The sequence below is a fragment of the Amycolatopsis sp. CA-126428 genome, from assembly GCF_002904335.1.
In the GTDB taxonomy this organism is placed as follows: domain Bacteria; phylum Actinomycetota; class Actinomycetes; order Mycobacteriales; family Pseudonocardiaceae; genus Amycolatopsis.
Genome location: NZ_PPHF01000097.1, coordinates 1 through 13,699, shown reverse-complemented (window position 1 = coordinate 13,699; position 13,699 = coordinate 1). Strand labels below are relative to the sequence as shown.

The following is a 13,699-nucleotide window of genomic DNA, read 5'->3' as shown; positions in this document are numbered from 1 at the left end:
TTCGCGGTGCCCAGGATCCCCCGGGCACCGCGAAACGGCCAAGCGAGTTTTCAGTTGTCCACTGTGGTCACTACAGCTGCTGCGCCACCAGCTCCGCGATCTGCACGGCGTTGAGCGCCGCGCCCTTGCGCAGGTTGTCGTTCGAAATGAACAGCGCCAGGCCGCGGCCGCCCTCGATGCCCTGGTCCACCCGGATCCGGCCGACGTAGCTCGGGTCGTTGCCCGCCGCCTGCAGCGGGGTCGGGATCTCCGACAGCTCGACGCCCGGCGCGTGGTTCAGCAGCTCCGTCGCGCGCTCGACCGACAGCGGCCGCTCGAACTCCGCGTTCACCGAGATCGAGTGGCCCGAGAACACCGGCACGCGCACGCAGGTGCACGAGACGCCCAGCCCTGGGATGCTGAGGATCTTGCGGCTCTCGTTGCGGAACTTCTTCTCCTCGTCCGTCTCGAATTCGCCGTCGTCCACAATGGACCCGGCCATCGGCAGGACGTTGAACGCGATGGGCCGGACGTACTTCTCCGGCGTCGGGAATTCGATCGCCGCGCCGTCGTGGGTCAGCAGCGACGCGTGCTCGGCGGCCGCCCGCACCTGGCCGGCGAGCTCGTCGACACCGGCCAGGCCGCTGCCGGACACCGCCTGGTACGTCGACGCGACCAGCCGGACCAGCCCGGCTTCGTCGTGCAGCGGCTTCAGCACCGGCATCGCCGCCATGGTGGTGCAGTTGGGGTTCGCGATGATCCCCTTCCGCGCCTCCTTGATGGCCTGCGGATTTACCTCGCTGACGACCAGCGGCACGTCCGGGTCCATCCGGAACGCCGAGGAGTTGTCGATCACCGTGACCCCGGCCGCGGCGAACCGCGGCGCCTGCGCCTTCGACGTCGATCCGCCCGCCGAGAACAGCGCGATGTCCAAACCGGACGGATCCGCCGTCGAGGCGTCCTCGATGGTGATTTCGGTGTCGCGCCAAGGGAGTTTCGTCCCCGCCGAGCGCGCCGAGGCGAAGTAGCGCAGCTCGGCGACCGGGAATTCCCGCTCCGCCAGCAGCTTGCGCATCACCGCACCGACCTGGCCGGTCGCGCCGACCACTCCGACCCGTAGCCCGTCCGCCATCAGCGACCACTCCCCGCGTAGACGACGGCTTCTTCGTCGCCGCCGAGTTCGAACGCCTCGTGGATCGCGCGCACGGCGTCGTCGAGCTGCGCGTCCCGGATCAGCACCGAGATGCGGATCTCCGAGGTGTTGATGATTTCGATGTTGACGCCGGCCTCGGCCAGCGCCTCGCAGAACGTCGCCGTGACACCCGGGTGCGAGCGCATCCCGGCGCCGACGAGCGACACCTTGCCGACGTGGTCGTCGTAGAGGACCGACTCGAAGCCGATCTCCGCCTTGACCTTCTCGAGTTCCTTGACGGCCTTCGCACCGTTGGCCTTCGACAGCGTGAACGTGATGTCCGTACGGCCCGAGACGGTGCTGGACACGTTCTGCAGCACCATGTCGATGTCGATCTCGGCGTCGGCGATCACGCGGAAGATCCGGGCCGCGGCACCGGTATGGTCCGGCACCCCGGTGACCGTGATCTTGGCTTCGGAGCGGTCGTGCGCCACACCGGTGATCAGGGCTTGTTCCACGGGGATCTCCTCGATAGAACCGGTCACCGTCGTGCCCGGCTTGTCACTGTAGGAAGAACGGACTCGGATGGGGACGCCGTAGCGGCGCGCGTACTCGACCGACCGCAGGTGCAGGATCTTCGACCCGCTCGCGGCGAGCTCGAGCATCTCTTCGTACGTGACGGTGTCGAGCTTCTTCGCGTCCGGCACCACCCGCGGGTCGGCCGTGTACACACCGTCCACATCGGAGTAGATCTCGCAGACGTCGGCGTTCAGCGCGGCGGCCAGCGCGACGGCGGTGGTGTCCGAGCCGCCGCGGCCCAGCGTGGTGATGTCCTTGGTGTCCTGCGCGACGCCCTGGAAGCCCGCGACCAGCGCGATGTAGCCCTGCTCGAGCGCCTCGGTGACCCGGCTCGGCGTGACGTCGATGATGCGCGCGTTGCCGTGCACCGACGTCGTGACGACGCCGGCCTGCGAACCGGTGAACGACCACGCCTCGGCGCCCTGGGCCGCGATCGCCATCGCGACCAGCGAGTTCGAGATGCGCTCACCGGCGGTGAGCAGCATGTCCATTTCCCGCTCCGGCGGCGCCGGGTTGACCTGCTGCGCCAGGTCGAGCAGCTCGTCGGTGGTGTCACCCATCGCCGAGCAGACGACGACGACGTCGTTGCCCGCCTTCTTGGTCGCGACGATCCGCTCCGCCACGCGCTTGATCCGGTCGGCACTTTCCAGCGACGATCCGCCGTACTTCTGGACCACGAGGGCCACGCCCGAACCTCCTCGCGGGCCGGGCGGCTCCCTGGTGGGCACCGGAGAGCCCCCGCGTCCCATGATTTGAACTGGAGCCTACCGGGGCTTCGGCGGCCCGCCACCCTCTTGACGTGGGGCGGACCCCGCCGGTGGGTGTCGGGGAAGTAAATCTTCCGCAACACCAACGAAATGCGCGGAGCCCTTCCTCCCGAGTGATGCAGCGCACGCCTGGGTACGGTGAGGGACGTGCGGAAACCAGCTGTGACGAGCGTCCCGATCGCAACCCTGATGGCGGAACGGTGGAGCCCGCGGGCTTACGACGAGTCGGCCGCGGTCACCCCGGAACAGGTGCGGGCCCTCCTCGAGGCGGCCCGCTGGGCGCCGTCGTTCGGCAACACCCAGCCGGCCCGCTACCTGGTGGGCGTCCGCGGCACGACGACGTTCGACGACATCCTCGCGACGCTCAATTCGGGCAACCGGGCCTGGGCGCACCGGGCGAGCCTGCTGCTGATCGGCGTGATGATGACGACGAACGAGAAGGGGGAAGTCCCCTACGCCGAATACGGGCTCGGGCTGGCTTCGGAGAACCTCGTGCTGCAGGCGGTCGAGCTGGGGCTGATCGCCCACCAGATGGCGGGCTTCTCCCCGGACGCCGTCCAGGCGGCTTTCGCCCTCCCGGAGGACGCGGTGCCGAAGGTGGCGATCGCGGTGGGGTCGCCGGCCGAGCCGGACGTGCTGGCGGAGGACTGGCGGATCGAGCGCGAGAAGGCGGACCGGGTGCGGCTGCCGCTGGCGGAGTTCGCGTTCAGCGGCCAGTGGGGCAAACCGGCGCTATGACGCCCCGCCGGCGCGGCGGATGACCTTGGCCAGGATCCCGGACACCACGAGCCAGAAGATCGCCGCGATGCCGTAGTTCACCAGGACGCGCAGCTTTTGGTCACTCGGGGTGAACAGGTCGCTGAAGCCGAGCGCGAGGCTGTCGGCCCAGGACTTCACGAACGAGACGATGCCGTTGTCCGGGTTGGCCGAGCCGACCGTGAAGATCACGTGGATCACCAGGATCGCGGCGAAGACCAGGCCCACCCAGCGGACGATCGACGCGACCAGCGAGGCCACCCGGCCCCCGGTCCGGCGCCAGTCGACGGCGGCGCGACGGGAGACACGGGTCTCCTCCGACGACTCTGCGTGCTCACCCATGCCCGCAGTTTCGCACGGTGCCACGCCGATTGCTACCCACAGGTAACCGACCGGGTCACGGTTATGTTGCGGCCCGGCTTCCCTCCGCCCGCGTTCCCTGGTTATGGTGGGTCCGTGGCGCGTGCTCTCCTGCTTCGCTGCCGCGACGGGGCCTGACCGGACCGGCTCCCCGTCGCGGGGCTTCGTGGTGCCGGTCGCACCCGTCGATCTGGAGACACCCCTTTCATGAGCTCGCGCATCCGCAAACCCTCTCGCCCGGCTCCCGCCGACCAGCCCGCCTGGAACACCCAGCGCGGCACGTCCATGCCGGTGCACCGCTACCGCCCCTGGTACGACCTGATCGAGAACATCGATCTGCCCGACCGCACCTGGCCCGAGAAGCGCATCGACCGCGCGCCGCTGTGGTGCGCCGTCGACCTGCGTGACGGCAACCAGGCCCTGATCGACCCGATGTCGCCCGCGCGCAAGCGCAAGTTCTTCGACCTGCTCGTACGCATGGGCTACAAGGAGATCGAGGTCGGCTTCCCGGCCGCGTCGCAGACCGACTTCGACTTCGTCCGCGAGATCATCGAAGAGCACGCCATCCCGGACGACGTCAGCATCCAGGTGCTGACCCAGTGCCGTCCCGAGCTGATCGAGCGGACCTTCAAGTCGCTCGAAGGCGCCCCGCGGGCGATCGTCCACATCTACAACTCGACGTCGATCCTGCAGCGCCGCGTGGTCTTCCGCGAGGAGCGCGAGGGCATCAAGAAGATCGCGACGCAGGCCGCGGAAATGGTCGTCGAGCTGGCCGCGAAGCAGCCGGACACCGACTTCCGGTTCCAGTACTCGCCGGAGTCCTACACCGGCACCGAGCTGTCCTACGCGCTCGAGGTCTGCAACGCCGTCACCGAGATCTGGCAGCCGACGCCGGAGAAGTCGGTCATCCTGAACCTGCCGGCGACCGTCGAGATGGCCACCCCGAACGTCTACGCCGACTCGATCGAGTGGATGTCCCGGAACCTGGAACGCCGCGACTCGGTGATCCTGTCGCTGCACCCGCACAACGACCGCGGCACCGGCATCGCCGCCGCCGAGCTGGGCTACCAGGCCGGCGCCGACCGGATCGAGGGCTGCCTGTTCGGCAACGGGGAGCGCACCGGCAACGTCGACCTGGTCGCGCTGGGCATGAACCTCTACAGCCAGGGCATCGACCCGCAGATCGACTTCTCCGACATGGACGAGATCAAGCGGACGGTCGAGTACTGCAACCAGCTGCCGGTCGGCGAGCGCTCGCCGTGGGGCGGTGACCTGGTGTTCACCGCGTTCTCGGGCAGCCACCAGGACGCGATCAACAAGGGCCTCGACGCGCTGAAGGACGCCGCCGGCAAGCAGGGCGTGCCGATCGACGAGTACCCGTGGGAGGTCCCGTACCTGCCGATCGACCCGAAGGACGTCGGCCGCACGTACGAGGCCGTGATCCGGGTGAACTCGCAGTCCGGCAAGGGCGGCGTCGCCTACATCATGAAGGCCGAGCACCAGCTCGACCTGCCGCGGCGGCTGCAGATCGAGTTCTCGAAGGTCATCCAGCGCTACACCGACACCGAGGGCGGCGAGGTCGACCCGGCCACGATGTACAACGCCTTCTCGGCCGAGTACCTGGAGCTCAAGACGCCGCTGGAGCTGGTCCGCCAGCACGTCCGCGACAACGGCGACGGCGAGTACGACATCACCGCGACCGTGCGCGTGGAGGGTGACGAGCACGAGGTCACCGGCCGCGGCAACGGTCCGATCGCGGCGTTCTTCGACGCGCTGTCGACGGTGGGCTTCGACCTGCGCCTGCTGGACTACAGCGAGCACACGCTCTCGCCGGGCGACGACGCGCGCGCCGCGTCGTACATCGAGTGCGCGATCTCGGACCGGGTGTTCTGGGGCATCGGCATCGACCCGTCGATCGTCACGGCGTCGCTGCGCGCGGTCGTTTCGGCGGTGAACCGCGCCAACCGCTAGCTGGTGAAAGCCGAGCGGCTGGTCGCGCTGCTGTTCACGCTGCAACGGCGGCGCAGCGCGACCGCCGCCGAGCTCGCGGTGGAGCTCGGCGTCTCCGAGCGCACGATGCACCGCGACCTGGCGGCCCTGCGCGAAGCGGGCGTTCCGCTGTGGACGGAGCAGGGGCGGCACGGCGGCTTCCGCCTGGTCGACGGCTGGCGCTCCGGGCTCGACGGCCTCACCGCGCGGGAGGCCGTCGCGCTGTTCGCGCTGGGGGTGCCGGACGCGCTCGCCGGGCTCGGTCTCGACACCGCGGGCAGCGCGGCGCGGGCGAAGGTGTCCGCGGGAATGCCCGCCGAGCTGCGGGAACACGCGGCTCTGGTGGCGGGCCGGTTCCACCTGGACGCACCGGGCTGGTTCGGCTCGCCGGACGAGCCGCCGGCGCTGGCGGCGGTGGTGCGCGCGGTGTGGTCGCAGCGGCGGATCTCGGTGGCGTACCGGCGCCGGGACAAGGTGGCGTCGCGGGAGCTGGAGCCGCTGGGGCTCGTGCTGAAGGCAGGGGTCTGGTACCTGGTGGCGCGCGTGGTCCCGGACGACGCTGTGCGTACTTACCGGGTGTCGCGGATCTTGGAGGTCGTCGCTTCGGAAACCGCCTTCTCGCGGCCGTCATCGTTCGACCTGGCCGACTGGTGGCGTTCATCGTCGGCGGCGTTCGAGCAGGTGCCGCGGCCGCTGCGGGTACGCGCGCGCCTGAACCGCACGGCGGTGCGGGAACTGCGTCGCGTGTTCGGGGACGAGCACCTGGCGGACACGCTGGTCTCGCTCGGGACGCCGGACGCGGACGGCTGGGCCGAGGCCGAGCTCGCCCTGGAAGACGACGAGATCGGCCTCGGCCAGCTGGTGGCGTTGAGCCCGGGCGTGGAGGTGCTGGAGCCGGCTTCGCTGCGGGCGGCGCTGGCCGCGATCGGCGCGGAACTGGCCGCCCGCAACGACTGATCCACAGGGGTTGGCGAATGTGGACAACTCCCGGCCGCAGTGGGCGTTCGGCCGGTTTTGTCGCCCCTCACCGATAGACTGGACTCGGGGACGCCCCCCAGGGAGGGCAGGGTTCCGGCAAAGTCGTGGTGTTGTCATGTGGGGATTCCGAGCAGGGTGAGGGCTCGGGCGGTGTGGCGCAGGGCTTGGGCGATGTTGGTGTGCCCGGCTTGCCGGTGTGCGCTGGTGGCGAGGTTGCGGAGGCTGGCCATCACCCGGGGTACGGTGCCGGTGCGGGCTCGGGATTGGTCTTCGTTGTAGGTGACGTCGCGGACCCAGTGCAGTGTGTTTTCGATGTGCCAGTGCCCGCGGACGTAGCCTCCGATGTGGGCGGGGTGGGCATAGCGGCCGGTGAGGCTGGTGAGTCCGAATGCGGTGTGGGCGGAGCGTTTCCGGCTGGGTGTGGTGGGTGGTGTAGCGCTCGATGAGGAACGCGTGCCTCGCATGCGGGAAGTCGATGACCGGGTAGCCGAGGAACTCGCCCAGGGATGCGAGCTGGACGGTGCGGCGTTCGCTGCGGCCGTGGCCGTGGCCGGTGGTGATGTGGGCGGGGATCTCGTGCCAGGGCAGGGTGTCGAGCAGGCCATGGAGACGGTGCTGGTTCTCCTTGACGGTGAAGACGTAGTCGGCGCCGCGTCGATGCAGGTAGCGGGCATGGTCGGCGGTGGTGTGCAGGGCATCGGCGGTGACCACCCGCCCGGCCAGGTCGATGGTGTCCAGCAGCGGCTGGAACCAGGTGATTTCGCTGCTGCCGGCCGGTACCTGGCGTTGCCCGACGACGACGGCGTTGTCGTGGGTGATCGCGGCCAGCAGGTGCACTCCGGCGCCTCCGGTGCGGGTGAAGGTGCCGCGCAGGGATTTGCCGTCCACCGCGATCGCGGTCGGCGCGGTTTCGGCCGGATCAGTGTTGCCGCTGGTGTCGTGTCCGGTGAGCCAGCTGCTGATCACGTCGTCGAGGATGTCGCCGTCGACCCGGCCGGCCACGCGCCGCACAGTGGCCTCATCGGGTGCTGCGTACCGGGCTTGGCGGGAATCGAATCGGGCGCCCAATGCGGCCAGTACTGGTTGTGGGGCGTCGGCGGCCCATTCGCCGATCGCGGTGAAGGATTGTGCGCCCGCGACGACGGCTGCGGCGGCGAGCGCCACGATCGACCCGATCGAATGCCGCACACCACGCCGATCTCGTGGATCAGGCACCCCGGCGAGATGTTTCCGCAGGTCAGGCATCCATAGTGGGTCGGTGGCGGGATCAACGACCGGGGCCAGGCGATCACGTACGACAGGGATCAGGCACGATTGGGCAGCGGGCACGGCTCTCTCACACGATCATGGGACTTCGACAATCACATGATCAACGAGAGCCGTGCCCGCCCTGCAACCAGGCCACAAGACTTTGCCGGAACCCTGCCAGGGAGGGCGGGGGGCGCGTCAGCGGTAGCCGGTGGTGTCCGCGGGCTTTCCCGCGTCCGCCACCTCCGTCATGTACCGCCAGCCGTCCGGCCGGCTGCCGTCCACATCGTCCACGCCGTATTCCTTCGCCAGCTGCCCGCTGTTCAACGTCCGCCCGGTCCACCGGTGCCGGTCCGGGTCCGCGGCCAGCGCCGCCACCGTGCGGCCGACGAACGTCGGCGTCTCGGAAATCGCGAAGTGCGGCACGCGCTCGCAAGCGTCGCGCCAGTTCTCCTCCGTGACCCCGTAGTCCTCCAGCATCGCCTCCGACCGCAGGTATCCCGGGGTGAAGGCCACCGCCGTCGCACCGTGGGCGGCCAGCTCGGCCGCCTCACCGATCGCGAGCAGGTGCGCCGACGCCTTCGCCAGGTAGAACGGCAGCGAAGTGCCTTCGCGGTACTCCGCGTTGTACTCGGCCGTCCCGTCGGTCAGCTCGACGACCAGCCCGCCCGGCCGGCCGATCAGCAGCGGGAGCAGGAAGTGGCTGGTGATCAGGTGCGCGTCGATGCCGAGGCGGATCATCCGCAGGCCCGCGTCGAGGTCGTGCTCCCACACCGGCTTGCCCCAGCCCAGGTGCTGGTCACCGCCCCACAGGCCGTCGACCAGGATGTCGAGGCGATCGATGCGCTTGGCCAGGGCTTCGACCTCGGCCGGCACCAGGTGGTCGACGCGGATCGCTTCCGCCGCCCCGCCCGCCCGCTCGATCAGCTCGGCCGTCTCTTCGATCGTTTCGGGGCGGTCCACTTCGGACCGTCCGGCGCGCGTCGTCCGGCCGGTCACGTAGACGAAGGCGCCCGCGCGGCCCAGTTCGACGGCGATCGCCCGGCTCGCGCCGCGCGTACCGCCCGCCACCAGGGCGACTTTTCCGGAAAGTGTGTTCATGCGCCCCAGCCTCACGGCGAACCATGACAACTCCTGGCATGGTTTCGGCGAGTCTGTGGACGAGCTGTCGGGTTGCTGTGAGTCCCCGCTGATCGGGAGTGCTTCACGGGGAGCGGGCGGTTAATGGAGGTGTGAACGGATCGACGGCGGGCCTGCTGGTGCTGTTCGTCGTCGCGCTCGTGCCGCTGCTGCCCACCGAGGTGACCATCCTCGGCATGGGCATCGAGGCCGCGCAGGGCGGGACGTCGCTGGCGCTGGTGATCGCCGTGGCGAGTGCCGGGTGCCTGGCGTCCGACCAGGCGCTCTACGCCCTCGGCCGGTTCGGTGGCCGGGCGGCGCTGGACCGGCTGAGCCGGCGGAAGAAGATCGCCGCCGGCCTCGGCTGGCTCGACGGGCGGCTGCAGCGCCATCCCCGGCCGGTGCTGGTGGTCGCCCGCTGGCTGCCGTCGGGCGGGACCCTCGGCGCCCTCCTCGCCGGATCACTCCGGTGGCCGATGGCGGAGTTCTTCACCGCCTCGGCCGTCGGCGTCACTCTCTGGACGTCGTACGTGGCCTTCCTCGGCTACGCGGGCGGCCGGATCGTCACCGAACCCGGGATCAGCCTGCTGCTCTCCCTGGCCGTGGCCCTGGTCCTGGGTTCGGTGATCACCTACAGCGTGAAACACAGCGCTAAAGCGACTTGACCGCTTCCAGGATGTCCGCCGGTTCGGTGCGCGTGACGAAGTCCGGGTGGACGTCGATGTAGCGGATCACCCGGTCGCGGTCGACCACGACCACCGCCGGGTGGACCAGTTCCCAGGTGCCGTTGACCTTCTCGAGGTCGGTGCCGAGCGACTCCATGGCGTCGCGCACGGGCTCGGACACCGGGTAGCTCAGCCCGAGTCCGCGCGCGACCGTGCTGCCCACGTCCGAAAGCACCGGGAACCCCAGGTCTTCGACCGGCACCGAGCCGTCCGGCCGCTGCGGGCTGATCGCGGCCAGCGTCGCGCCGTACTTCCCCAGCTCGGGCAGCACTTCCTGCTGGTAGGTGCGCAGTGTCAGGTTGCAGTACGGGCACCACTGGCCGCGGTAGAACACGAGCACCGCCGGCCCGGCCGCCACCAGCTCGCCGAGGCTCGCCGGCACCCCGTCGGCGCCGGGCAGCGTGAAGTCTTCGATCTTGCCACCCGCTTCGGCGAACTCGGTCGCGCCGCCGCGGCGGCGGTCGGCTTCGAGGATCGCGAAGATCTCCGGCGGCAGGGCCCCGCGGGCTTGGTCGTTGACCCCGATCAGGGCGTTCTCGAGTGTCATGGATCCCCCTAGCAGTTGTACTGATTGGTACAGTGAAGCAGACTGTACTATCCGGTACATGGACACGCAAGCGGCTTCGACCCCGCGCGGCAGGCGGACCCGCGAGGCGATCGTCGACGCGGCGGCCACGCTGATGTACGTCGACGGCGTCGCGGGCACGAGCGTCGACAAGGTGCTCGCCGCGAGCGGGGCCGGGAAATCGCAGATGTACCACTACTTCAAGAACAAGGAACAGCTGGTCGGGGCGGTGATCGATCGCTACCTCGAGCAGGTCCTCGGCAACCAGCCGGCGATCTTCACGCTGGCCTCCTGGGCCGATCTGGAAACGTGGACCGAGCAGCTGCTGGACGTCCACCGCCGCGCGGGCGCCCCGATCGCCTGCCCGCTGGGCAACCTCGCCGGCGAAGTGGGCGACAACCCGAAGCTCGCGCCGCTGGTCGACCAGGCCTACCGGACGTGGGAGTCCCATCTCGCGCGCGGACTGAAAACCCTGCAGGACAACGGCGAACTGGCCGCGGACGCCGACCCGGCGCGGCTGGCGCAGGCGGCGATGACGTCCGTCCAAGGTGGACTGCTGCTGGCGCACATCCGGCACGACCTCACAGCGCTGGAGGACGCGCTCGCCATCGCGCTGGCCTACCTGCGCTCCCACGCTCGTGAGTGGTAAGGCGGGTTAGAACCCGCCTTGCCACTCACGAGCCGGTGAGCTGACCGATCTCTGCGCGCAGTTCCTCGATTACCTGGGCCACCGCAGGGCGCTGACGGGCGCCGGTCCGGCAGACCGCCTCCACCAGGCGGGCCGCGCGGATGCCGGCGAGCGGCCGCCCGACCAGCCCGCTGCCGGGGCCGGTGTTCATCGTGTACCGGGGCAGCAGGGCGATGCCGTGGCCGGCGGCGACCAGCCGTTCGGTGATCCGGAAGTCGTTGATCCGCTGCACCACGACCGGCCGCACGCCGGTGCGGGTGGTCAGCGAGCGCAGCACGTCGTCCACCGGGAAGCCGAAGTCGACGCTGATCCAGCGTTCGTCCGCCAGCTCCGCCAGCTCCACGCGGCGCTGGTCCGCCAGCCGGTGCCCGGCCGGCAGCGCGACGTCGAGCGGTTCACGCAGCAGCGGCACCACGTCGAGGCGGCTCGAGGCGAACTCCGGCGCGTGCTCGTCGCGGTGCGCCACGACGATGTCGTAGTCCGCGACCAGGCCGGGCACCTCGGGCGGCGTCATGTCGACGTCCCGGACGTCGATCTCCAGGCCGTCGTACCCGGCGACGCGGGTCAGCAGCCCCGGCAGCAGCATCAGGCCGGCCGACTGGAAGATCGCGATCCGCACCCGCCCGCGCGGCGCGCTGCGGTAGGTGTCCAATTCGGACTCCGCCCGCTCGAGCGCGGCGAGCACCTCGTCGGCGCGGGCGACCAGCGCGCGGCCGGCGTCGGTCAGCCGCAGGCCGCGGCCCGCCGGCTCGGTGAGCGGGAGGCCGACCTCGCCCTGCAACGCGCGCAGCTGCTGCGAGACCGCCGACGGCGTGCAGTGCAGCGCCCGCGCGGCCGCCGTCACGCTCCCGCGGTCGGCGAACTCCCGCAGCGTACGCAACCGGCCCAGATCCACGCCGACACTGTACTTGAAGCACCGCTACAAGGTTCCTGCAGATATTCTCGCTGGTCCTTCACTGTCCTCGTTGTCACAGTGGAGGCATGCCCGCCCGTGATCGCCTGCTCGCCGTGCTCGTCGCCGTCCTCTGGGGCCTCAACTTCCTGGCCATCCACGCCACGCTCGGCCAGTTCCCGCCGGTGTTCGCGGGCGCGCTGCGGTTCGCCGTGATCGCCGTCCCGACGATCTTGTTCGTGCCGTGGCCGAAGGTGCCGGTGCGGCACCTGCTCGGGTACGGCCTCGGCTTCGGCACCGGCCAGTTCGCGTTCCTGTTCATCGCGATGGACACCGGCATGCCGACCGGGCTCGCGTCGCTGGTGCTGCAGGCGTCGGCGCCGTTCACGGTGCTCCTCGGCGCTGTTTTCCTGGGCGAACGCGTCACGCCGCAGCAGCTGGCCGGCATCGCGCTGGCGGTGGCCGGGATGGCCGCGATCGCGTGGCAGCGGTCCGGGCACGCCGCGCTGCTGCCGATGATCCTGACGCTGCTGGCCGCGCTGAGCTGGGCGTTCGGCAACCTGAGCACGCGCCAGGCCAAGCCGGACAACCCGCTGCACTTCACGCTGTGGATGTCGGTGGTGCCGCCGCTGCCGATGTTCGCGCTTTCGCTGGTCATGGAGGGCCCGGCCGCGCAGTGGCGGTCGCTGACGACGCTCGGGACCCCGGTCGGCCTGACCGCGCTGGGCGGCCTGACCTACGTCGTGCTGATCGGCACGGTCGTCGGATCGGGCCTGTGGACGACGCTGATGCGGCGCAACCCGGCCGGCGTGGTGTCGCCGTTCTCGCTGCTGGTGCCGGTGGTCGGGCTGACGGCGTCGTTCCTGCTGCTGGGCGAGCGGCCGACCTGGCCGGAGGTCGGCGCCGCCGTCGTCGTGATCGCGGGCGTGCTGCTCGGCTCCCTGAAACGGCCCGCACCCAAGCCCGAGCTAGTCGCGGTCTAGGCGGCGGTCTCTTCCTGCTTCGGGGTTTCCGCGTCGCTCTCGCCCTTGTGCTCGCGGCCGAGCCGCTTCTTCATGACGATGAAGACGACGACGCCGAGGACGATCGCGGCGATCAGGCCGTACTTGGAGAAGTCGCCGAGCCACTTCTCGGCGGCCTCCCCGACGTAGTAGATGAGGGCGGTGGTGCCGCCTGCCCAGGCGATGCCGCCGAGCGCGTTGGCGATCAGGAATTTCGGGTAGTGCATGCGCAGCGACCCGGCGAGCGGACCGGCGAGGATGCGCAGGAACGCGATGAACCGGCCGAAGAAGACGGCCCACATGCCACGCTTGTTGAAGATCCGTTCGGCGTTGGCGATGTGCGTCGGCCCGAAGTGCTTGGGGAACTTCCGGCCGGCCCAGGCGAACAGCCGCTGACCGCCGGTTTTCCCGATCAGATAGCCGATGCTGTCCCCGATGATGGCACCGGCACTGGCCACAACGCCGACCCACAACGGGCTCAGGTTCGGGTGGCTCAGCGTGAGCAGGGCGGCGCTGACCAGCACCACCTCGCCGGGCAGGGGAATACCGAGGCTTTCGATCATGATCACCGCACCGACGATCAGGTACACCGAGATCGGCGGGATCGCCTCCAGCCACTGGTCGATGTGCACAGCCCGTACCCCCTGCAACGTACGTCGGGATTGGTGTTCGCTTTCCGAAGAGTACCGGGACGGCCCGCGCCGGGCGGCATCCTCAGGTATTGACCGAGGTACGACTTAGGTCGGGGTCACCCAGTGGGGCGAGCGACGGAGCTGCCGGAAAACGGCGCTCCCGGAGCCCCAGCGAGCACACCCCCCTGCCGAACCGATACGCGGCCGCATCAGCGGACGGCACGCCGGGTCAAGGCACGCTTTCCCGCCTTGACGCGGCGTGACGGCCGTTGAACAATCCGGCGTTCGG

General features: G+C 70.0%; 13 protein-coding genes and 1 pseudogene. 6 read left to right on the top strand and 8 right to left on the bottom strand.

All coding sequences use genetic code 11. The features are described from left to right. Positions 1 to 70: 70 nt before the first annotated feature. Both C2L58_RS25350 and C2L58_RS25345 read right to left on the bottom strand, forming a co-directional pair. Positions 71 to 1,111, bottom strand: a complete 1,041-nt coding sequence (locus tag C2L58_RS25350) for an aspartate-semialdehyde dehydrogenase (protein ID WP_103340101.1) — start codon at positions 1,109 to 1,111, stop codon at positions 71 to 73. Continuing rightward, positions 1,111 to 2,376: an aspartate kinase gene (locus tag C2L58_RS25345; RefSeq protein ID WP_093946197.1), complete on the bottom strand. Its 1,266-nt coding sequence runs from the start codon at positions 2,374 to 2,376 to the stop codon at positions 1,111 to 1,113. The genes C2L58_RS25350 and C2L58_RS25345 overlap by 1 nt, the downstream gene beginning before the upstream one ends. Positions 2,377 to 2,604: 228 nt before the next feature. Here C2L58_RS25345 and C2L58_RS25340 point away from each other — a divergent pair, with 228 nt between their 5' ends. Continuing rightward, positions 2,605 to 3,195: a nitroreductase family protein gene (locus tag C2L58_RS25340; RefSeq protein ID WP_233225922.1), complete on the top strand. Its 591-nt coding sequence runs from the start codon at positions 2,605 to 2,607 to the stop codon at positions 3,193 to 3,195. Here the strand turns inward: C2L58_RS25340 and C2L58_RS25335 are convergent. Beyond that, the gene (locus tag C2L58_RS25335; RefSeq protein ID WP_103340099.1) at positions 3,190 to 3,555 is read right to left on the bottom strand and encodes a hypothetical protein; all 366 of its coding nucleotides are present in this window, start codon (positions 3,553 to 3,555) and stop codon (positions 3,190 to 3,192) included. The two genes, C2L58_RS25340 and C2L58_RS25335, sit on opposite strands and share 6 nt — an antisense overlap. A 225-nt stretch (positions 3,556 to 3,780) precedes the next feature. Between C2L58_RS25335 and leuA the strand changes: the two genes are divergently transcribed. Both leuA and C2L58_RS25325 read left to right on the top strand, forming a co-directional pair. Beyond that, positions 3,781 to 5,544: a 2-isopropylmalate synthase gene (leuA, locus tag C2L58_RS25330; RefSeq protein ID WP_199191431.1), complete on the top strand. Its 1,764-nt coding sequence runs from the start codon at positions 3,781 to 3,783 to the stop codon at positions 5,542 to 5,544. A gap of 3 nt (positions 5,545 to 5,547) precedes the next feature. Further along, complete coding sequence (locus C2L58_RS25325) at positions 5,548 to 6,519, top strand: helix-turn-helix transcriptional regulator (RefSeq protein WP_103340097.1); 972 nt, start codon at positions 5,548 to 5,550, stop codon at positions 6,517 to 6,519. A 492-nt stretch (positions 6,520 to 7,011) separates the two neighbouring features. Here the strand turns inward: C2L58_RS25325 and C2L58_RS25320 are convergent. Next, a pseudogene (locus C2L58_RS25320) lies at positions 7,012 to 7,785 on the bottom strand (ISAs1 family transposase); the annotation flags it as partial. A 201-nt stretch (positions 7,786 to 7,986) separates the two neighbouring features. Next, the gene (locus C2L58_RS25315) at positions 7,987 to 8,889 is read right to left on the bottom strand and encodes an SDR family oxidoreductase (protein WP_103340096.1); all 903 of its coding nucleotides are present in this window, start codon (positions 8,887 to 8,889) and stop codon (positions 7,987 to 7,989) included. A 131-nt stretch (positions 8,890 to 9,020) separates the two neighbouring features. Between C2L58_RS25315 and C2L58_RS25310 the strand changes: the two genes are divergently transcribed. Beyond that, positions 9,021 to 9,572 carry a DedA family protein gene (locus C2L58_RS25310; protein ID WP_103340095.1) on the top strand — a complete coding sequence of 184 codons (552 nt, stop codon included), beginning with the start codon at positions 9,021 to 9,023 and terminating at the stop codon, positions 9,570 to 9,572. On the opposite strand, the gene C2L58_RS25305 is transcribed toward C2L58_RS25310, so the two are convergent. Then, positions 9,559 to 10,179 (bottom strand): peroxiredoxin-like family protein, encoded by a 621-nt coding sequence (locus C2L58_RS25305; protein ID WP_103340094.1) that lies wholly within the window; start codon positions 10,177 to 10,179, stop codon positions 9,559 to 9,561. The genes C2L58_RS25310 and C2L58_RS25305 overlap by 14 nt on opposite strands. A 58-nt stretch (positions 10,180 to 10,237) precedes the next feature. Here C2L58_RS25305 and C2L58_RS25300 point away from each other — a divergent pair, with 58 nt between their 5' ends. After that, positions 10,238 to 10,846 (top strand): TetR/AcrR family transcriptional regulator, encoded by a 609-nt coding sequence (locus tag C2L58_RS25300; RefSeq protein WP_103340093.1) that lies wholly within the window; start codon positions 10,238 to 10,240, stop codon positions 10,844 to 10,846. Between the two features lie 25 nt (positions 10,847 to 10,871). Here the strand turns inward: C2L58_RS25300 and C2L58_RS25295 are convergent, their stop codons facing one another. Continuing rightward, positions 10,872 to 11,780, bottom strand: coding sequence for a LysR family transcriptional regulator (locus tag C2L58_RS25295; protein WP_103340092.1), 909 nt, complete (start codon positions 11,778 to 11,780; stop codon positions 10,872 to 10,874). An 86-nt stretch (positions 11,781 to 11,866) separates the two neighbouring features. Between C2L58_RS25295 and C2L58_RS25290 the strand changes: the two genes are divergently transcribed. Then, positions 11,867 to 12,760 carry an EamA family transporter gene (locus C2L58_RS25290; RefSeq protein ID WP_103340091.1) on the top strand — a complete coding sequence of 298 codons (894 nt, stop codon included), beginning with the start codon at positions 11,867 to 11,869 and terminating at the stop codon, positions 12,758 to 12,760. Here the strand turns inward: C2L58_RS25290 and C2L58_RS25285 are convergent. Continuing rightward, positions 12,757 to 13,410, bottom strand: a complete 654-nt coding sequence (locus tag C2L58_RS25285) for a DedA family protein (protein ID WP_103340090.1) — start codon at positions 13,408 to 13,410, stop codon at positions 12,757 to 12,759. The two genes, C2L58_RS25290 and C2L58_RS25285, sit on opposite strands and share 4 nt — an antisense overlap. Positions 13,411 to 13,699 lie beyond the last annotated feature (289 nt).